Source organism: Pseudomonas mosselii (assembly GCF_003205295.1).
Classification (GTDB): Bacteria; Pseudomonadota; Gammaproteobacteria; order Pseudomonadales; family Pseudomonadaceae; genus Aquipseudomonas; species Aquipseudomonas mosselii_B.
The window spans coordinates 61,035-80,026 of sequence record NZ_QJRP01000016.1 but is presented as its reverse complement, the minus strand read 5'-3'; the positions used below and the strand labels follow the sequence as shown (position 1 = coordinate 80,026).

Sequence of the window (18,992 nt, the reverse complement as noted above, 5' to 3'; positions counted from 1 at the left end):
CTTAAAGTGCGATATGTGGGGTGTCGGCCAACTGCGCGGAACGGGCCTGGCGCATCAGTTCTTCCAACTGACGACGGGCGATGGCCTCCAGTTGTTGCAACACGGAAGGGTCGTCGAGGCTGTTGCTGAACGTGACCGGCATGTTGGCGGTGAAGGTGAACTGCTGGTTGATCGGCGCGGGCGGGACCGCTGGCGTTGCCGTCGCTACCGGTGGCGCGGGTAGCGGCGGCTGTGCTGCCGGGCTATCCATTGCCCGTACCGCTTCCCCCAGACCCGGCTTGGCGGCGGGCTCTTCCTTACCCGAACCCAGCGCCTTGCCCAGCCAGCCACCGATGCGTTCACCTCCCATGCTGCCCAGCACGCCACCGATCAGGCCTCCGATCGCGGTGCCGATCACCGGCACCACCGACCCGATGGCGGCACCTGCCGCAGCACCGGCCAGGCCACCTCCCAGGCCACCAACGGCAGTGCCATAACCCTCGAGTTTCTTCTCGGGGGTGACATCGCTGTTGTAGGTCTCGGCAAGTTGCAGGCCGGTGTCGAGCAAGGCGGCACCCGGGATGCGCCTGAACACTCGCCTCGCCACCGAGGCGCCGGCATTGCCGATCCCTGCCCTGCCCGCCAGGCCCGTGACCGCAGTACCGGCGAGCCCGACCGCGCTGGCTGCAGAGGCAGTGGCTGGCGTGCTGTCCGGGACCGTTTCCTGAGCCTCGAAGAAGGCCGCCTCGTCCTCGGCTTCGTCGACCTCTTCTTCCTCCTCCTCTTCCTCCGGCTCCTCGGCATCGTCACTCGCTTTGGGCATGCGAGCGGCAGGAGCCTTGGCCTTGTCGGCAGGAGCGTCGTTGGCGGCGGGCTTGTCGGAGAACAATCCATAAAGCGTCTTGCCAGCCAGGCCGCCGAGACCTTCACCGATCATTTCGCCAATCTCACCGCCGTATTTCTGGATCTGCTTGTTCTTGGTCACGCCTCCGAGCAGTTCCGCCCCAAGGCTCCCCAGTACGCTCCCGAAGGCGGCACCCACCGCTTCGGCCTGGTCCTCGCTCTTGTCCTTGAGCATGGCCAGTCCAAGCTTGGTGGCGCCCTTGGCGGCGGCCTTGCCACCGTTCTCCCTAAGACCGCTAGAGATCTCGCTGCGTCGCTCAGGAGATTGCCCTTGGTAGCTCCGTGCGCCCCAGGCGGCAAACGCGGTACCGCCCAGTGCGCCTGCCGCGATCAATCCGCCCTTCATGATCTCCCGAGCGCCATTGGCGGGGCCTTCGGGGGGGCGTTCTTGAGCTGCAGCAGCGCTCTCGGGTACGGCGCTTCGGGCCTCTCCTGGCGGTGTGGCGGTCTCCTCGGGCACATCGACAGAACGTTGCGCTGAAGTGTCGGGCGCAGCCTTGTCCTTGCCTGCGGCATCGTTGGCGGCGGGCGTATCGGAGAACCAGCCGAAGACTGTCTTGCCGAAAAATCCGCCGACACCTTCGCCGATCATTTCGCCGATCTCACCACCGTACTTCTGGATCTGCTTGTTCTTGGTCAGGCCGCCCAGGAGCTCCGCTCCCAGATTGCCGAGTACGCCTCCAAGCGCTGCACCTGCCGCCTCGGCCTTGTCCTCGCCCTTGTCCTTGAGCATGGCCAGGCCAAGCTTGGTGACGCCCTTGGCGGCAGCCTTGCCGCCGTTCTCCTTCAGGCCCTTGGTGATCTCGCTTTGTCTTTCGGGCGTTCGGCTTTGATAATACGAACGTGCTCCCCAGGCAGTGCCAGCGGCTACAGCGACTGTACCGACGCCGACCGCTCCAGCCTTGAGCACCGCCAAACCTGCATTAGCCGACTCCAGAGGCACACGCCCCTGCTCCACACTGCGCGCCTCGGGCGGATCACCCCGGGCCGGCCGTGGCGCGGGGCTCGTCCCCTCCAGCAAGGCCGCCTTGCGCTGCTCCAACGTGGGGACTGGTGATTTTTTGGCGGCGGCCGCACTCGAGGCCACCACCATCGCACGCAGTTCCAACGGCTTGCGCCCAAGGGACAGGTACAGCCTGCGCAAGCGCTCGACCTCGTTCCCCTCACGGCGCAATCGGTCGATCTGCGCCTCATGTGCCCATGTCTGGTCGTCATCCAGCTGCCTTTCGGCCTGGCCCACCTTGTCCAGCTCGAGCCCCAGGCGGATGACCTCGCCGATCAACCGCCCGAGCCGGGTCCCGTCCGCTTGCCTGCGCAGGCGCTCGACCTGGCCACGCAAGCTGTCGACGGACCTGCCCAATGCCGGGTCGCTGGTGACGCCGAGGGTGAACACCTGTGTGTTCGCCATGGCTTGCTCCTTGTCACTCAGCCAGCCACCAGACCATGTCGCTGTACGACATGGTCATGATCTCGCTGGCGGAAAAGTTCAGCTCCTTGGCCAGCCGCCTGGCGGCGGCCTTCTGCCGGGCAGGGTCAAACCTCGTCGTCCTGCACCAGGCGAAAATAGCCGGTCTGCAGGCGGCTGTAGTCCTTCAGGGCCAGGCCTTCGAGGTCCTTGACGCCAACTTCGGCGAGCGAGGCGAACAGGTTCAGTTCGCGCTGCTCGTCGTCAGCCACGCCGCCGACCTGGGCGTTACGGATGTCACGCACGGTTGGTGCGCGCAGCGACAGGCTGTCGACCTGCACGCCGTTGGCTTCGCTGGGGCGCGACAGGCGCACGGTCACGCGCTCGGCATCGACGGTCAGCCATTGTGGAAGTTTCTTCGCTTGAGCCATCGAGCGTTCTCCTTAAAGACCCAGGGCGGCGCGCTGGGCGGCCAGTTGGTCGACGCCGTCGATCACCCGCTTCATGCCCAGGGCGTCGATTTCGTAGACCAGGCGGCCATCGACTTCGAGCTTGTAGTAGGTGACGGCGACGCTGTGCTTGATCTCGGCCTTGTCGCCGGACTTCCAGTCGCCCATGTCGATCTCTTTCAGCGAGCCGCGCAGGGTGACGATGACCGGGTTGATCTTGCCCTTCAGGCCCTTGAAGGCGCCGCGGAAGGTGCCGTTGAAAGCGGTGCCGTCGGCCAGGCCGAAGAACTTCAGCGACTCGCGGCGCACGCCGGTGGTGGTGAAGGCGGCTTCCTGCTTCTCCATGCCCTGGTCCATCTCGACCGGCATGTCCATGCCGCCGGGGCGGTGCTCTTCCATCTTCAGGGTGAGCTTGGGCAGGGTCAGGCTGGGCACGTCGCCCTGGAAGCTGACGCCATCGACGAACAGGTTCAGGTTGGCCAGTGTTTCGGGAATCATTGCCATGTGGATGCGCTCCTTAAGCGGCGGAATCGAGGACTTCGGTCAGCCATTGGTTGGTGACTTCGACGCGGAAATTGGGGTTTTCGGCAGGCGGGACATCGGTGAAGCGGATGTTCCAGTACACCTTGCCCTGCTCCAACTGGCTGGCGGTGTTCAGCTCCGGATCGGCGAAGACCTCGAAGTTGATGATCGCGCCCTGGTTCTTCAGGTCGCGCATAAAGGCCTGCAGGCCCTCGGTGACGTCCTTGACGTAGGTGGCGGTGATGGAGCGGTCGACGGCCCACTTGTGGCCGTAGAGGATCGCGTCCATGACGATGTCCATGGTCCGCACGCGGGTAACGAAGGCCCATTTCGGGTCGCTCGACAGCGTGCGGTTGCCCCACAGGCGGAAGCCGTCGTCGCGGATGATGGTGGCGATGTTGGCGTTGTTCAGCAGGTTGGCGCGGCAGGTGTCGTCGCCATCGAGGAACTCCACGGCGCGGGTGGTGCCGGTGATGCCGACGAACTCCTTGTTCGAAGGCGAAGCCCAGAAGCCGTACTCGCGGTCGGTGAAGGCGAACAGGCCGGCGACCCAGGCCGAACCCGGCGCGTCGATGGTGGCCTCCTCGGCGTTGTCCCAGTAGCGCACGCCCGGATCGACCAGGAAGGCGCGCTTGGCGCCGAAGTTCTTGGCGTAGGCGATGGCCGCTTCATCGGTGGTGTTGGGGCCGTCGATGATGGCGATGGCGCGCAGCTTGTCGGCCAGGGCCACCAGGGCGGTGCCGACGGCTTGGGTGGCACTGTGCTTGGGGGTGACCAGCAGGCGTGGCTGGGCGTTGAAACGGCTCTTGCCGTCGAGCAGCGCCTGCAGGCCGGTGCGCTTGCCGTCGGCCAGCACGTTGCCGATGATCGCCGAAGTCTGCTCGGCGGCGTCTTCGAGCTTGGCCACGCCGCAGGCGACGATGACCGCCTTGGCGCGGCTGTAGATGGCGCGGCAGGCCTTGGTGATCGCCGCGTCCTGGCCGAACGCCGCGACCGCTTCGCGCTCGCTGGTGATCAGGATCAAGTCATTGGCCTTGGCGGTGACGCCCGGGCCTTCGGTGAAGGTGTCGACCAGGCCGATGATCGAGGACGACGGCAGCGCGATGCTGCGGGCGCCGGTGTCGACGTTGGTCACGGTGACGCCGTGGAAGAATCCACTCATGTAGGTTTGCTCCAGATTCAGATATGAAAAAGCCCCGCGGGTGCGGGGCCTGGAAGGGCTTGACTCAGGCAAAGAGTTGCCCTGAGTAGGCAGGTGTCTATCGATTTATACGAAGCCTGTTCAGATCAGTTTGATACGGCTTGGATAGGCTATGTTGCGAGGTCTTACGGCGCCAAAGTAAACACTGTTCGCCGCAATGGTTTGTGTAGTGACGGTAGCCGTCGTCGTCGACACCGCTACGGTTTCGTTTGTATCAGCGACATCGAAGAACTTGGGTTTCATGTTTTGCATTCGCCGGAATGACGAAACTGCATCGACGATCTCACCATGTACCAGCGAAGCAGACTGGTATGAACCAGGTGTTCGTGTCGGATCCACTGCGCGCCCCTCGTCAAGCGAGCGCATGAACTCACCGCGCATCTCGGGGATACGGAAAGTGCTGGTCCCGTCACCACGAGTCCATCCACCTTCCATCCCGGCCCGCTGAGCATCGTTTACCAGCATTTCGGACTGCTGAGCGTGATCCCAGAGCCATGGCCAGTCGCTTCGACTCAACAATCTGGCATTGGGAATATCCCAACCACCCGGACTCAATGCTGTCGATGTCTCGAAAACCATGCGCCCCAGCGAGGTATTGTCCAGGCGGTCCAGCAGCAACCAACTGCCCGCGCCATCACTGCGTAGATGCCAGAAGTCACCACCACCCAACACCATGCAGAACGGATAGCCTTCAGGACGCAGGTGTGTATGGAACTTGATCCTCTCCCCGTCGGCGGCGTACACCAACAAGCGGTTTGCTGTGTTGTCCAGACGTTGAATACGCACGTCCATCGGTTTGCTCGACTGCGGCAAGGTGATCTTCACCTGGCCCGCCGAAGCGTCAGCCAGAAGAAATCCGGTCTCATGCACGGTGAGGACCGTGTTGCCGCGGATAATTTTGTTGTTGATGCCCTGTACCGAGAGCATGCCGCTCTCAATTGCGGCCAGTACGTCGCTGCGACTCATGCAGGCCTCCCTTGCAGTTCAAGGAAGGCTGGTGCCATCGGGCGGTGGCTGGCATCAGGGTAATCGGAGGACTGTGGCCAATCACGCAAGCTCTGCAGATACATCATCAGAGATTTGTATTGTTCACCAGTCAGCGTAGGGTCGATACCAATTTCAACCTGGTCACGATGCCGATCTCGAAGCCAGGCTATTTCGACCAGTTCGGCGTCACGCCACACACGTTCATCCCTCCGTGCAGCAGGCTGCCATTGATCTACGAAAGCGAGGTAGCGTGGATCATCATCTTCCACCTCGACAACTTCCGACCAATACTCAGCTGACTGGGGGCACAAGAAGACACAGGCCACCTCTCCCCCAGCAATATTCAAGTATTTCATATGCGATACCCTGTGATATAGACGCTGTACTCCGGAGTACCTGCTGTTTGATTTACAGTAGTCATGTACATAAGTTGGCGCGTCACAAGTGGTAAGCTTTCGAACATGATGGAGCTTGCTCCATTTGCTGGAACAGTCGCGGTGTTTCGCTTGATGCCATTCGAATTGGGGGTCGAGTACAGTTCAATGGAAATTGCGCCCGCCTGAGAACTTCGGACCGAGAACAATCCTTCGATTGAAATGGCATTAGGTGGCACGGATCGAGCCAGAGAAATAGGTGCCATGCTGACTGCGGCAGCTCCAAGATACGGTTGTGTGGGCGGCGGCGCGACCGACCGCCCTCTGACGACCACGGGCAGCATTCTGCCGCCTCCATCGGTAGGAACCACCGCAACCAATGCCGAAGCGGTGAACCCGCTCGGCCAGTTCCCTGCATACACTTCGGGTAGCACATCGGCACCGGCGTTCACGGCCAGCGCTGCAGTCGTTCCAGACTGTGGGTTATAGAGCACGTAAAGGGCTACAAAACCGTTGACCGGCGCAGCTCCGGCATTCATCCCACCGACCCCGAAAGTGGCCAGATTCACCTGCACCGCTACGTTAGGTAAAGACCAGCCCGCACCACCCAAGGCGCTTTTGACGACCAACTCATCCGCCTGAAAGGTGGCCGTCGTAGACGGAGACAGAACGTCCATCCGTGCCCCACGCGACTCGCCCACGGTAGCTGAGACAAGCATCATCGCCTTCACCTGAGCCACCAACGAGCCCACATCAACATGGCCCTGGTTGACGGGGGCACTCCAAGCCTTGATGCACCACATGACCGCCAGGTTGCGCGGTCGGGTTTCGTTAGCGGTTCGCGCCACGCGCGAAGCATCAAGTGTCAGCTGGAAGTAGTTAACGCCTGCGCCGTCCGCGCTTCCACCGGTACCGGTCAGGTTGGCGTTAATAGCGCCTTCACCGAATGCCGCCGTATTCGCAGGTGAACGCGTGAAATCACCCATTTTTCCGGTGATGTTCTGCAGGGCATCAGTTTGGACAGTTCCGACCGCTCGCCCGAAGTCAATGCCGCGCCCGTGGTCCCAGCCGCGCAGAAACTCCCCTCGGTAATCAGGCAGCCGAAAATAGCCCGCTGGTTCACTACCCGTGTTGTAAGTCGTGCCCAGGTAAGTAGCCAGGTCCGGGTAGGTCGCCACGCTTTGAAGGCTGCCATCGAGCTCAAGGTAACCGGCTGGTACCTCGGCCTTTGGGAACGGCAGGATCGCACCAACTGGTGTCGAGGAGCGCAATGCCGTCAGTTCGGCGACGAGGGCTGCGACATCGATCTGCCCTTGGTTCACCGGCGCGTTCCAGGCCTTGACACACCACATGACTGCCAGGCTGCGGGGGCGAGTTTCCTTACCGCCTTTCGCGGCATTTGGGAGGAACACGTTCGAGGTGAGAGTCGCATCGAGAACGGAGCTGCCGGCGGGCTTGACGATCGACCCCAGATCCCCCGCACTTCCGACGACATTGGCGTCAATCGGCAGCTTCCCAAAGCCTGGCTCGGCGGAATACACCGCATGGTAGTGGTCGAGCAGAGAGTCGGCTGCCCAGCTCCCTACACCCCTGCCCGGATCGACCCCCCGCCCATGGTCCCAGCCGCGCAGGAACTCGCCCCGCGAGTCCGGCAGTCGGAAGTAACCCGCCGGCTCATCCCCTTTGTTGAAGGAGCCAGCCAGATAAGCGGCCAAGTCTGGGTAAACCGTCGCGCTCTGCACGCTACCGTCAACCTCCAGAAACCCCGGCGGCACCGTGCCCTTGGGGAACGGCAACATACTGCCCACTGGCAGCGCCGAAGCAGTAGTCAGCAGCGTCTGGACTTCGGCCTTGGTGTAGGTGTTGGCCGCTGAGAACGAGCTGAACGCCAGGATCTCGACCGCCTCGCCAAGGCTGCATGGCGCCTTGAAGGTGATCGTCAGTCCATCGGACAGGTAGTCGGTGATCTCACGGCCATTGCGCAGCACGATGGTGCTGCCAACGGTATGCGCCAGCTTGAAGACGGTCTGGCCGACCGACGCCTCGAACGAGAAGCGCTCGAACGCCTTGCTGGCACCGACACCACCGCCGAGCTGGAAGCAGGTCCCGTCATAGTTCAGGTCGTACAGGACGCCACTACGAATGTCACCACCCACTAGGTCGACCAGGCCGCTATTGCCGGACTTCTTCACTGCCACGGCAGCCAAACCATTGATACGCACCGTCACGGCGCCGGTGTTGGTGGCGCTTGCCTGGAACTGGAAGCGCTGGCCAGGGGCATAGGCCGCCAGGGCCGACTCACCGCTCTTGAGCTTCAGCGTCAGGGCATCGGCGGTGCCAGTGGCGACACCCAGCCACGCCAGCGGTCCGACGTCCTTGGCCGCATCGGCGCGGCGCAGGTACTGCGGGTGCGGGTCGGCGGCCTCCACGTGCGCCTTGAGCTGGTTGCGAGCGTAGAGCTCGGCCGCTTCGCGGGCCTTGTCCACATAGTCACGTGTCGCAAGGACGATGCTCGGGTCGACTTTCAACGTGACATTGGCGAGGTTGCCGAACACCACGTGCATGCGAATGGTCTGGGTACGTCCGGAACCTTGCGCCAGCAGTGGCTTATAGCTGGGCGCCGGTTTGGCCACGGCGATGAAGTTGCCGCTGGCATCCTCCAGCGCCAGCTCGCGGATCCACCAGCCGCCGGTTTCCGGCGGCAAGACCAGTTCGGCGACCAGCACGCCGGGATCGGCAGGCGATTGATAGAGGGCGTTCAGTTGCGCCCGGTAGACCTGGCGCACCAGCGCGGTCTGGGTAGGTTTCGGTGTAGGGTCCGGCGTTTGCGAAGGCTCGCCACCGGCATCACCGATCAACATGTGGGTGATGTTCCAGGGCAGCCCCAGCACGGCGGTATTGGCCTGCTGGGCAATGCCCACGTTGGTCAGGAACCCACCGAATTGCGTGGTTGAGTTAGCCATTGAGGTAGATGTCCAGTATGTCCAGAGTTTGGTCGCTCACCAGGTTGTAGGCGGCCACATGCACATCGATGTCCGATGCCTGCCAGGGATGCACCTCCAGCAGCTCACCTTCATAGAGAGCAACAGCCTGATACGCGGGGATGAGGCTTTCCAGGCTGATGTCGAGGCCGACCAGATGCCGGCTTACCGGCTTGGCGTCCTCGATCAGGCGGGTAAGCTCCTGGTAGGTCTGTTCGTCGATGCCGCTGTCCGCCACCCCGACCTTCAGGGCAAAGGTCCCCGGCACCCCGGCAGGCTGGGTCTGCCACCATTCCTGCACCTCGATCAGGTAGCCGAATGGCTCGACCACCCGCCTGAGGGCGCCGAGGGTGCCCTTGTGGGCATGGACGAAGAATGCCGAGCGGATCACCGAGCGCTTGATCGCCTCGCTCCAGCTGTCGTCCCAGCGGTCAACCGACCAGGCCCAGGCCAGCTGGTAGAGCAGGTGCGCCGGGCAGGTGTCGGGGTTGTAGAGGGTGCGCAACGAGACCTTGAGGTCCTCGTCGGCCGCCACCTCGATGGCCCGTTCCAGCGGCGTGCGGTTGAGCGGCAGAAGGCTGTGCATGTCAGCCACCCCGCCGCAGTTCGATGCCGGTGCACCAGGCCGCCTGGGCCTTGCTCGGGCGAATGTCGCTCCAGCCGACCAGCTCGACACGGCTCACGCCATCGATGTGCAACTGTGCGTCGATTCCGGAGCGGGCGACCTCGACGCCGAGGCGTCGGCGTGGATTGACCCAGGCCTGGAGACGGCGCCGGCACTCGCTGAGGATCGCCTCGAACTCCGGGCCGTTGTCGGCCATGTGTAGCACCGCCTCGACGCGGTAGGGCAACACCTCGGCGCTGCGCACATTGACCCGGTCGGCGACCGGACGGATATCATCGTCGTTGAGGTACGCGTTTACTTGCGCCAGCAGCTCGGGGCTGGCCACACCGTCGTTGTCCAGGCTCAGCACAGTGACGTCCACCACCGCCGGCGAAGGGCTTTCGGCGGTCGCGTCGGCGACCCGCCCCGAAGCGTTGCGGGCATGGAGGATGTAGCTGTTGCGCGGGCCGGCGGTGGTCAGGCCTTCGTAGACCAGTTGCACCCGCTCACGCAGGGCGTCGTCGGATTCGAGCACGGCTTCGGTCGGTGGGATCGTGCCCGGGTCCGCGGCCTGGATCACCAGGCGTTGCAGGCTGACGTTGGCCGCCAGCTGGTCGAGGTCGTTGCCTTGGGCATAGGCCAGCAACAGGGCCTTGGCCGCGTCGTTGATCCGTGCCCGGTTGAGCAGTTTGCGGTAGGCGCCAACCTCGATCAGCTTGGTGACTGGGTCGCTTTCCAGGTTGGCGGTCCAGCCGTCGCCCAACTGGGCGCGGAAGCTGCCCAGGTCTTCCTGGTACAGTGCCTCGAAGTCGAGGTCTTCGAGCAGTTGCGGGACGGGCAGTTTCGACAGGTCGACCTGGCTCATACGGTCACCTCCACCAGGGCGTCATCCCCCAGGTAACGGCCGCTCAAGGCCAGGCTGACCTGGCCGTCGAGCACGGCGACGACCTTGACCCGCTCCAGCTTCAGACGCGGCTCCCAACGCCCCAGGGCTCGGGCCACCTCGGCCTGCACCGCACTCTTCCAGCCTTCGTTGACCGGCAGATCGACGTAGCGGCGCAGCTGGCTGCCGTACTCCGGGCGCATGCGCCGGCTGCCCAGCGGCGTGGTGAGGATATCCTCGATGGATTGACGCAGGTGGGCCACGCCCGACAGGGGCTGGCCGGTGCGGCGGTCCATGCCGATCATGGGGCACCTCCTGGAATTGAGGCTCCAGGTAGCCTGTTCGGATAGCGCATGGTTATCACCTCGCAGGCAGGAGTGAGTTGCCCGGACAAGCCGGGCAGCCGCTTCAGGAGACGAAGTCGTAGGTCAGGGCGATGGCCGCCGTGGCGTTGTTGGCGACGGTCCACAGGCCGTAACCCGCCGGGATGAACAGCGGATAAGGCAGGGTGTACTGCGAGTCGATGCCGCCGTTGATCCCGCCCATGATGGCGTGGACGCTCATGTCGCCAATGTAGGCCGGCGCCTTCGGGCCGGTGTACAGGTTGAGGATGCCGCCGCCGGTGCACAGGGTGGCGGTGCGCAGGTACACGCCATCCTTGTTGTCCGCCGCGCTGAAAACCTGGCTGACAGCGGTTGGGTGGGCGTTGAAGAAATGCTTGCCGACTTTTACTGCTTCCATGTTGCTATACCTTTTGAGTCGAATGATCAGATGCGCACCATTGCGCAAGACATGTCGCTCACAGGCGATCGCGTTTCGCTGGAGACACCCGGTGCGATGACGCAGGCGCACGTCCAGGCACTGCTCGGGGGCAGAGATCAGTTGGTGATCAGCAGATCCAGACTGGTGGCGTCACAGGCGTTGCTGGTCTTCTTGTCGATGACCAGATAGAGCATCGAGGTAGCGCTCACTTCGATGTCATTGGCCTTGATGACCGCACTACCGCCATTGGCCAGGTCGCCCGACTGCACCACGCGGTCCCCCAGGTTGAGCGACCAGGCGATGCCGTCGCCGCACGCGCTGTGCAGATCGTTGACCCGGCCCAGCACGTTGACCCGGCCACTGATCGGGCTGGCCCAGCGCACGATACTCTGGCTGTCGCCGCCCGGATGGGTGGCCACATCGCCCTGCTTGAAGACGAAGCTGCCACCCGAGCCGCTGAAGGTGAAGCTCTTCTTGATGACACTCACGTACGCGCTATTGGTGTCATCGCGCCAGCAAGTGACGTTGGCGCCACTGCAGTTATCGGCAACGAACGTCGGTAGTGGTGTGTAGTTGGCCGGCACGTTGACCCCAGTCTTGTTCTGCATGAACGTCCAGGGGGAGTCGACTGCAGCACTCTGGGTGGCGATATACATGTCCCGGGCGAGATTCCACGATTGGGCAGTCGCCGCCCAGGCTGCAGGGGTCATGACGCTGCACAGCAGGGTGAGCGCAACTAAGGTAGGTTTGAGCTTTTTCATGGTCTGATCAGTTCCTTGTTCAGTGCTTGTGATTGGCGGTGTTGCCGGCCGTGTCGATGATCCGGCCACCGCCGTTGATGTCGCCGCTGACCGTCAGCGGACCGTTGATGGCAACCGTGCCGGTCAAGGTGATCGACGCAGCGTCGAGGGTGATGGCGTTGTCGCTGACCACCAGGGTGCTGGCGCCGACCTTGACCGTGGCCTGGCCGCTGGGCAGTTGGATGTCATAGCGCTTGGCCTGCCAGTCGTAGGCCAGCGAGCCGCCGTCGTCGAAGCGCCAGACCTCGACATGGTCGCGGTTGTCCGGCGCTGTCCCGGCATTGCCGTACAACCCTGGGACGAAGGTGCCCAGGGCGGGTTCGCCGCTGGGGCTGATCAGCACGCCCTGCTCGTCCAGGCTCGGTACCCGCCAGTGGCGGGCCTTGCCGGCAGCCTGGGCATGCCAGCGCACCCAGGCGCTGGTCCAGCCGCCGCCGTCGGACACCCGCACCCGGGCTGCTGCCAGGTCGACCGCGACCACCCGACAGGGGATCACCAGGCTCGCCAGCATGCGATCGTGCATGGCACTGGCGTAGCTCATGCCAGGTCCTCCGGTGACAGGTACTTGCCCTCGTTGCCGGGCCCGGTGTCCGGGGCGAAGCCCAGCATCAGGCTGCCCGGCGGCTGGTCGGGCCATGGCCAATGGACAGTCCCCAGCAGGACCGGTTGTTCCCATTGCACCCGCCAGGTGGTGCCCTCGGCTTCGGCGAGGATGTCCCGTGCGCCCTCGACGTAATCGAGGCCCCAGGACTGCTGACGCAGCACATCGATCAGCTGCGCCGCCAGCACGCCGGCCTGCGTCCGTGCCTGCGCGGGGGCGCCCTGGGCGGTGACGCGGGCCTCGAAGGTCGCCATCAGCAATGAGCGACCGTCACGCAGCGCCTCATCGCCACGCATGCGCAACACGCCATGCACCAAGGCCGGCAGGGCTGGCTCAAGCGTGACGTCGCCCTCCGTGGCGACCGTGGCGAAGGCCGGCAACGCCGCCCGCAGGGTGGAGGTGACGGCCGCGTACAACTGGGCCAGTTCGCTCATGCTTGTGCTCCTTGAACGCTCGGTTCGGCGAAGGTCGGGCCCGAGAAAGCCCGGCGCCCGGCTCAGAAGTGCCAGGTCCAGATGTCGATTGGCTTCTGGTCAGGGTTGATCTTGCGGATATGGCGATAGGTCGGCTGGAAGCCGAAACGCGCCCATACCGGTTTCTCGTCGAGGATGGCGATGCTGCCGTTGGCTTGCAGACGCAGTACCGCGCTGGCATGGCCACCAGTGTGCGAATGCCACAGCACCGCGTTGCCGGCACCATAGACCATCAGGTTGCCGTCACCCTGGAACACTGCGCGCACAGCGCCCTTGCCTTGAGTGCCGGCGCTCCAGGTGGCCGCGCCGTTCGGACCATAGGCCACGAGGTTGCCGTCGCCCTGGAACACCAGCTTGCAGGCGCCCGCGCCGTACACCACGCCCTGTACCAGCTCGGTACCGGGCGCCAGCAGCAGCGAGTCGACCGCGCCAGGCACCAGCGGGATGGCCGACGTGCCGTTCCACAGCGCCAGCGAGTCGACCAGCACAATGTTGCCGTCGTCCTGCAGCACCAGATGGGTGCGGTTCCACTGGTCGTTGCTGGTAAAGGTGCTGTTATTGGTCAGCCACACCCGGCGCCGCGAGTAGTCGTCGAGGAATGCGCCGTACTGCACGTAAAAAGCCAGCGGGGCCTTCTTGTTGCGCAGGGGGATGGTCGAGCTGAAGGGTTGCTGTTCATTGGCGACCCAGACGGTGGCACCGTTGTCCTGGATCACCAGGTTGCCATCGCCCTGCAGGAGCAGCTTGAAGCGCTGGTTGGGCGACAGCAGGTACTGGCCTGCCGACAGGGTCTGGTAGGCGGGCAGCACCGAAGTGCCGACGCCGTTGAAAGGAATGCGGGTACGACCTGCCATGGTATTTCTCCTACTGGATCGATTGAAGGGGAGCCGGGCTCTGCGGCCCGTCCTGATCGCTCGTCGGCACGTTGTCGAGGCCCGTGGCCTTCATGTGGTTCAAGGTCGCGCAACGCGAGCACTTGATCTGGACCAGCGCCGACCCGCCGATGCGGGCCAGCAAGCGGTTGCATTTACCGCAGCGAAACTCGTTGAACATCCGCTTTTCTTCCTTGTTACCGCGTTCATTCTTCGTCCTGGCGTACAGCTGCAGGCTGCTCGCCCAACCCCAGCCGCCGAGCGGCCCAGCGCTCATAAAGGCCGATGGCTACGTCGGCGCCGGCCATGGCGGTAAGGCAACCGAAGGCACTGGCACTCCATATCGACATGCCGCTGGCGTACAGCAGCATGACCGTCGACACCCCGCAGACCATGCAGGCCCCGGAGCGCAGCGCCAGCCGCCTGAGCAGCCCCCAGCCACGGGCACCGGCCTTGTCGGCGCGCCACATCTCGCCGGAAAGCCCGCCCAGCAATGCCAGGAGGATCACCAGCCAGAGCGGCATCTCCAGCAACGCCTGTTGCTCGTTCGTCACATTCCTGCCTCCTGTGTGTTGCCCGCCGGCGACATGCCGGCGGATCGTGATTGGCTTGACTCGGCATTCCAAAAAGCCCGCCCTGCAGGCTTTTCAGTAATGCGCGGTGTAACCGCCGGCCACGACTGGTGACGCCGTGCGGTTGCGCTTCAAATTGGTGACTCCGACCGCGGCCGCCTGCCCGCCGGATAACTGATCGTGGTGCTTTACGCTGCACACCCGGGCCAGTTGCCAACCCTCTGAACAGTCGAGGCCTGTTCATCGCTGCCTGTATCTCGACCGGTTTGCGTCCGGCTTGGGATACATTTTATGCATTCATGCATATGCAGTCAATGCACAAATTCAAATTTCTATGCATCAGCTTTTGCTTCTATGCATGGAAGGCCTGATCTGACGTGGCTGTAGGGGGTTTCTGAGGGCGAAAAAAAACCCGCCGAGGCGGGTTTTTATCGAGGGCTGGGGATCAACGGGCGTACATGCCCCACCAGAAGACGTGGCCAAGGAGGCTGATCTGTTCTTCCTGCATCTGCTGGAAGCTGTAGTCCTCGTCGGGGTGCTCGTCGCGGTTGAAGCTGCGCAGGCGAATGCCGGTAGGCAGGCGGTACACCTGTTTCACCCGCAGCTGGCCATTGTGGTTGATGGCATAAAGGTCACCGTCGATGATGTCGCCGATGGTGCTTTTACCGGTATTGACCCCGACCGTGGCGCCATCGCGCAGCACCGGCAGCATGCTGTTGCCACGTACCGTCACGCACTTGGCGTTGTCGAACTGCACGCCATTGTGGCGCAGGCTGCGTTTGCCAAAGCGCAAGCGAGCGTTCTCGCTTTCCTCGATGACGAATCTTCCTGATCCTGCTGCCAACTCGACCTCACGAAGAAAAGGAACGGAGACCTCGTCATCCTCGACGGGGGTTTCATCGTCCCACAGGCTGATATCGCTCAGGGCCGCGTGGCCCTGGACGAGCGGAGCCGCGTCACGGGACTCGCCCAGTTCGACGCGGCCGCGCAACTGGTCGGTGCTCACGCCGAAGTACTCGGCGATCTTCGAGACGTGCTTGTCCGAAGGATCGACGATCTTCTCGCTGAGAATCCGCGACAGGGTGGATTGAGGCACGCCCGTGCGCCGATGCAGCTCTGTGGGGGACAGGCCGTGGCGGGCGAGCAGTTCTCTGAGTACGGAGGCTACGTTGCGTTTTTGCATAATGCGCATAATGCAACCGTGGAAACGAAAATGCAATGGTCCCTGCAACAGTCAACCTGCGCAGATTTGCCCCACCCATCCGGCCTGCGTCGGCTGGAAAAAGCCTGTACCATTAGCGGTTTCGAAATTTGCCACCAGACCACCCGCTGTAAGGCCCTGAATGTCTGATCTCTCCGCACACACCCCGATGATGCAGCAGTACTGGAAGCTGAAGAACCAGCACCCGGACCAGCTGATGTTCTACCGCATGGGCGATTTCTACGAGATCTTCTACGAAGATGCGAAGAAAGCCGCGAAACTGCTGGATATCACCCTGACCGCCCGCGGGCAGTCGGCGGGCCAGTCGATTCCCATGTGCGGGATTCCCTTCCACTCGCTGGAAGGCTACCTAGCCAAGCTGGTCAAGCTCGGCGAGTCGGTGGTGATCTGCGAGCAGATCGGCGACCCGGCCACCAGCAAGGGCCCGGTGGAGCGCCAGGTGGTGCGTATCATCACCCCGGGCACCATCAGCGACGAGGCCTTGCTCGACGAGCGCCGCGACAACCTGATCGCCGCCCTGCTGGGTGACGAGCGGCTGTTCGGCCTGGCGGTGCTGGACATCACCAGCGGCAACTTCAGCGTGCAGGAGATCAAGGGCTGGGAGAACCTGCTGGCCGAGCTCGAGCGCATCAACCCGGTGGAACTGCTGATCCCCGACGACTGGCCGCAGGGCCTGCCGGCCGAGAAGCGCCCCGGCGCCCGGCGCCGCGCACCGTGGGACTTCGACCGCGACACGGCGCGCAAGAGCCTCTGCCAGCAGTTCGCCACCCAGGACCTCAAGGGCTTTGGCTGCGACAAGCTGACCCTGGCCATCGGCGCCGCCGGCTGCCTGCTGACCTACGCCAAGGAAACCCAGCGCACCGCCCTGCCCCACCTTCGCAGCCTGCGCCACGAGCGCATGGACGACACGGTCATCCTCGATGCCGCCAGCCGCCGCAACCTGGAGCTGGACATCAACCTGGGTGGTGGCCGCGACAACACCCTGCAATCGGTCATCGACCGTTGCCAGACCGCCATGGCCAGCCGCCTGCTGACCCGCTGGCTGAACCGTCCGCTGCGCGACCTGAAGGTGCTCAAGGCTCGCCAGGATTCGATCCGCTGCCTGCTCGACGGCTACCGCTTCGAGAAGCTGCAGCCGCAGCTCAAGGAAATCGGCGATATCGAGCGGATCCTCGCGCGGATCGGCCTGCGCAACGCCCGTCCCCGTGACCTGGCGCGCCTGCGCGATGCCCTCGGCGCCCTGCCCGAGCTGCAGAACGCCATGGCCGAGCTGGAAGCCCCTCACCTGGCGCGCCTGGCCGCGATCACCGGTACCTACCCGGAGCTGGCCGGCTTGCTGGAGCGGGCGATCATCGACAACCCACCGGCGGTGATCCGCGACGGTGGCGTGCTCAAGACCGGCTACGACAGCGAACTGGACGAGCTGCTGGCGATCAGCGAGAACGCCGGCCAGTTCCTCATCGACCTGGAAGCCCGCGAGAAGGCCCGCACGGGCCTGGCCAATCTCAAGGTCGGCTACAACCGCGTGCACGGCTACTTCATCGAGCTGCCGACCAAGCAGGCCGAGCAGGCGCCCGCCGACTACATCCGCCGGCAGACGCTCAAGGGTGCCGAACGGTTCATCACCCCCGAGCTCAAGACGTTCGAGGACAAGGCACTGTCGGCCAAGAGCCGCGCCCTGGCCCGCGAGAAAATGCTCTACGACGCCCTGCTCGAAACCCTGATCGAACACCTGGCGCCGCTGCAGGACAGCGCCGCCGCCCTGGCCGAGCTGGATGTGCTGAGCAACCTGGCCGAGCGCGCCCTGAACCTGGACCTGAACTGCCCAAGCTTCGTCGACGAGCCGTGCCTGCGTATCGAGCAGGGCCGTCACCCGGTGGTCGAACAGGTGCTGACCACGCCGTTCGTGGCCAACGACCTGGGCCTGGACAACAGCACGCGCATGCTGATCATCACCGGCCCGAACATGGGCGGTAAGTCCACCTACATGCGCCAGACCGCGCTGATCGTGCTGATGGCGCATATCGGCAGCTTCGTCCCGGCAGCCGCCTGCGAACTGTCGCCGGTCGACCGCATCTTCACCCGTATCGGCTCCAGCGATGACCTGGCCGGCGGGCGTTCGACCTTCATGGTCGAGATGAGCGAGACCGCCAACATCCTGCACAACGCCACCGACCGCAGCCTGGTGCTGATGGACGAAGTCGGCCGCGGCACCAGCACCTTCGACGGCCTGTCGCTGGCCTGGGCCGCCGCCGAGCGCCTGGCCCAGCTGCGCGCCTACACGCTGTTCGCCACCCACTACTTCGAACTGACCGTGCTGCCGGACAGCGAGCCGCTGGTGGCCAACGTGCACCTGAACGCCACCGAGCACAACGAACGCATCGTGTTCCTGCACCACGTCCTGCCGGGCCCTGCGAGCCAGAGCTACGGGCTGGCCGTGGCGCAGCTGGCGGGCGTGCCGGCGACGGTGATCCAGCGTGCCCGCGAGCACCTGGGCCGGCTGGAGACCGCCAGCCTGCCCCACGAAGCGCCGGTCACGCCAGCCCGCGACAACATGCCTCACGTGCCGCACCAGAGCGACCTGTTCGCCAGCCTGCCACACCCGGCCATCGAGAAGCTGGGCAAGCTGGACCTGGACGACATGACGCCGCGCCAAGCTATCGAAATGCTATATCAACTGAAAAACCTGTTATAACGGCCCACCGCGCAAGCTGGTAGAATCCGGCGCGGTTTGCGAGCACTGCAGGTTATTAGCCTGGCCTGCAGCCAGCACCGTGAACCGCGCTGCCCTGGTAAGGAAGGGCAAGCTGCCGTCGCCTGAGGAGAGAATTAGAAATGACCTTCGTCGTCACCGACAACTGCATCAAATGCAAGTACACCGACTGCGTGGAAGTCTGTCCGGTGGACTGCTTCTACGAAGGCCCGAACTTCCTGGTGATTCACCCGGACGAGTGCATCGACTGTGCGCTGTGCGAGCCGGAGTGCCCGGCCCAGGCGATTTTCTCGGAAGACGAAGTGCCGTCCGGCATGGAGAACTTCATCGAGCTGAACGCCGAGCTGGCGGAGATCTGGCCGAACATCACCGAGAAGAAAGACGCCCTGCCGGACGCCGAAGAGTGGGATGGCAAGACGGGCAAGATTGCCGACCTGGAGCGCTGATCGCGCCCAGTTGCGAAAAAGGCCCGAAAGGGCCTTTTTTCATTTTCGCCAGGCAAAAAAAAGGGGCGGTTTGACCCGCCCACATTTTTTCCGTAGTCCCTGTATGTCCCAATCATCATCCTGATGAATCGCGTCCCGCGATGTCCCTGGCCGTCATCCTTGAAGGCCTGTGTCTGTCCCTTGACACAGTTCGAATACTAGCGATTCCCCGGTAGGGAACAAGCGGCGAATATCTCAGGATGA

20 protein-coding genes are annotated in these 18,992 nt (G+C 63.8%); 2 read left to right on the top strand and 18 right to left on the bottom strand.

Annotation, left to right across the window (positions count from 1 at the left end; all coding sequences use genetic code 11):
* Window position 1: 1 nt before the first annotated feature.
* The 18 genes from DMX06_RS26150 to DMX06_RS16295 form a co-directional block, all read right to left on the bottom strand.
* Complete coding sequence (locus DMX06_RS26150) at window positions 2–2,290, bottom strand: hypothetical protein (RefSeq protein ID WP_146232213.1); 2,289 nt, start codon at window positions 2,288–2,290, stop codon at window positions 2–4.
* Window positions 2,291–2,415: 125 nt separating this feature from the next.
* Window positions 2,416–2,718, bottom strand: a complete 303-nt coding sequence (locus DMX06_RS16375) for a phage tail assembly protein (RefSeq protein WP_110738431.1) — start codon at window positions 2,716–2,718, stop codon at window positions 2,416–2,418.
* 12 nt (window positions 2,719–2,730) lie between these two features.
* Window positions 2,731–3,240, bottom strand: coding sequence for a phage major tail tube protein (locus DMX06_RS16370; protein WP_023628885.1), 510 nt, complete (start codon window positions 3,238–3,240; stop codon window positions 2,731–2,733).
* A gap of 13 nt (window positions 3,241–3,253) precedes the next feature.
* The gene (locus tag DMX06_RS16365) at window positions 3,254–4,420 is read right to left on the bottom strand and encodes a phage tail sheath subtilisin-like domain-containing protein (protein WP_110738430.1); all 1,167 of its coding nucleotides are present in this window, start codon (window positions 4,418–4,420) and stop codon (window positions 3,254–3,256) included.
* 120 nt (window positions 4,421–4,540) lie between these two features.
* A complete protein-coding gene (locus tag DMX06_RS16360; protein WP_110738429.1) occupies window positions 4,541–5,425 on the bottom strand; it encodes a phage tail protein in 885 nt (294 codons plus the stop codon).
* The gene (locus DMX06_RS16355; protein WP_110738428.1) at window positions 5,422–5,802 is read right to left on the bottom strand and encodes a phage tail assembly chaperone; all 381 of its coding nucleotides are present in this window, start codon (window positions 5,800–5,802) and stop codon (window positions 5,422–5,424) included. The genes DMX06_RS16360 and DMX06_RS16355 overlap by 4 nt, the downstream gene beginning before the upstream one ends.
* Window positions 5,799–8,783: a phage tail protein gene (locus tag DMX06_RS16350; RefSeq protein ID WP_110738427.1), complete on the bottom strand. Its 2,985-nt coding sequence runs from the start codon at window positions 8,781–8,783 to the stop codon at window positions 5,799–5,801. The genes DMX06_RS16355 and DMX06_RS16350 overlap by 4 nt, the downstream gene beginning before the upstream one ends.
* Complete coding sequence (locus DMX06_RS16345) at window positions 8,776–9,387, bottom strand: phage tail protein I (RefSeq protein WP_110738426.1); 612 nt, start codon at window positions 9,385–9,387, stop codon at window positions 8,776–8,778. Before DMX06_RS16345 ends, DMX06_RS16350 begins: the two co-directional genes overlap by 8 nt.
* A gap of 1 nt (window position 9,388) precedes the next feature.
* Entirely contained in the window at window positions 9,389–10,270 is an 882-nt protein-coding gene (locus tag DMX06_RS16340) for a baseplate assembly protein (RefSeq protein WP_110738425.1), read from the bottom strand.
* Window positions 10,267–10,593 carry a GPW/gp25 family protein gene (locus tag DMX06_RS16335; protein WP_028690641.1) on the bottom strand — a complete coding sequence of 109 codons (327 nt, stop codon included), beginning with the start codon at window positions 10,591–10,593 and terminating at the stop codon, window positions 10,267–10,269. The genes DMX06_RS16340 and DMX06_RS16335 overlap by 4 nt, the downstream gene beginning before the upstream one ends.
* A 103-nt stretch (window positions 10,594–10,696) precedes the next feature.
* Window positions 10,697–11,029 carry a hypothetical protein gene (locus tag DMX06_RS16330; protein WP_110738424.1) on the bottom strand — a complete coding sequence of 111 codons (333 nt, stop codon included), beginning with the start codon at window positions 11,027–11,029 and terminating at the stop codon, window positions 10,697–10,699.
* A 137-nt stretch (window positions 11,030–11,166) separates the two neighbouring features.
* The gene (locus DMX06_RS16325; RefSeq protein ID WP_110738423.1) at window positions 11,167–11,811 is read right to left on the bottom strand and encodes a hypothetical protein; all 645 of its coding nucleotides are present in this window, start codon (window positions 11,809–11,811) and stop codon (window positions 11,167–11,169) included.
* A gap of 19 nt (window positions 11,812–11,830) precedes the next feature.
* Window positions 11,831–12,391 carry a phage baseplate assembly protein V gene (locus DMX06_RS16320; protein WP_110738422.1) on the bottom strand — a complete coding sequence of 187 codons (561 nt, stop codon included), beginning with the start codon at window positions 12,389–12,391 and terminating at the stop codon, window positions 11,831–11,833.
* Window positions 12,388–12,885 (bottom strand): hypothetical protein, encoded by a 498-nt coding sequence (locus DMX06_RS16315; protein WP_110738421.1) that lies wholly within the window; start codon window positions 12,883–12,885, stop codon window positions 12,388–12,390. Before DMX06_RS16315 ends, DMX06_RS16320 begins: the two co-directional genes overlap by 4 nt.
* A 62-nt stretch (window positions 12,886–12,947) precedes the next feature.
* Window positions 12,948–13,778, bottom strand: coding sequence for a putidacin L1 family lectin-like bacteriocin (locus DMX06_RS16310; protein WP_110738420.1), 831 nt, complete (start codon window positions 13,776–13,778; stop codon window positions 12,948–12,950).
* Between the two features lie 10 nt (window positions 13,779–13,788).
* Window positions 13,789–13,977 (bottom strand): Com family DNA-binding transcriptional regulator, encoded by a 189-nt coding sequence (locus DMX06_RS16305; RefSeq protein ID WP_110697792.1) that lies wholly within the window; start codon window positions 13,975–13,977, stop codon window positions 13,789–13,791.
* Between the two features lie 25 nt (window positions 13,978–14,002).
* Window positions 14,003–14,350 (bottom strand): phage holin family protein, encoded by a 348-nt coding sequence (locus DMX06_RS16300; protein WP_110738419.1) that lies wholly within the window; start codon window positions 14,348–14,350, stop codon window positions 14,003–14,005.
* Between the two features lie 463 nt (window positions 14,351–14,813).
* The gene (locus DMX06_RS16295; protein ID WP_110738418.1) at window positions 14,814–15,560 is read right to left on the bottom strand and encodes a LexA family transcriptional regulator; all 747 of its coding nucleotides are present in this window, start codon (window positions 15,558–15,560) and stop codon (window positions 14,814–14,816) included.
* Window positions 15,561–15,711: 151 nt separating this feature from the next.
* On the opposite strand from DMX06_RS16295, the gene mutS reads away from it, so the two are divergent.
* Both mutS and fdxA read left to right on the top strand, forming a co-directional pair.
* Entirely contained in the window at window positions 15,712–18,285 is a 2,574-nt protein-coding gene (gene mutS, locus DMX06_RS16290) for a DNA mismatch repair protein MutS (protein WP_110738417.1), read from the top strand.
* A gap of 140 nt (window positions 18,286–18,425) precedes the next feature.
* Window positions 18,426–18,749, top strand: a complete 324-nt coding sequence (fdxA, locus tag DMX06_RS16285) for a ferredoxin FdxA (protein ID WP_050704429.1) — start codon at window positions 18,426–18,428, stop codon at window positions 18,747–18,749.
* Window positions 18,750–18,992 lie beyond the last annotated feature (243 nt).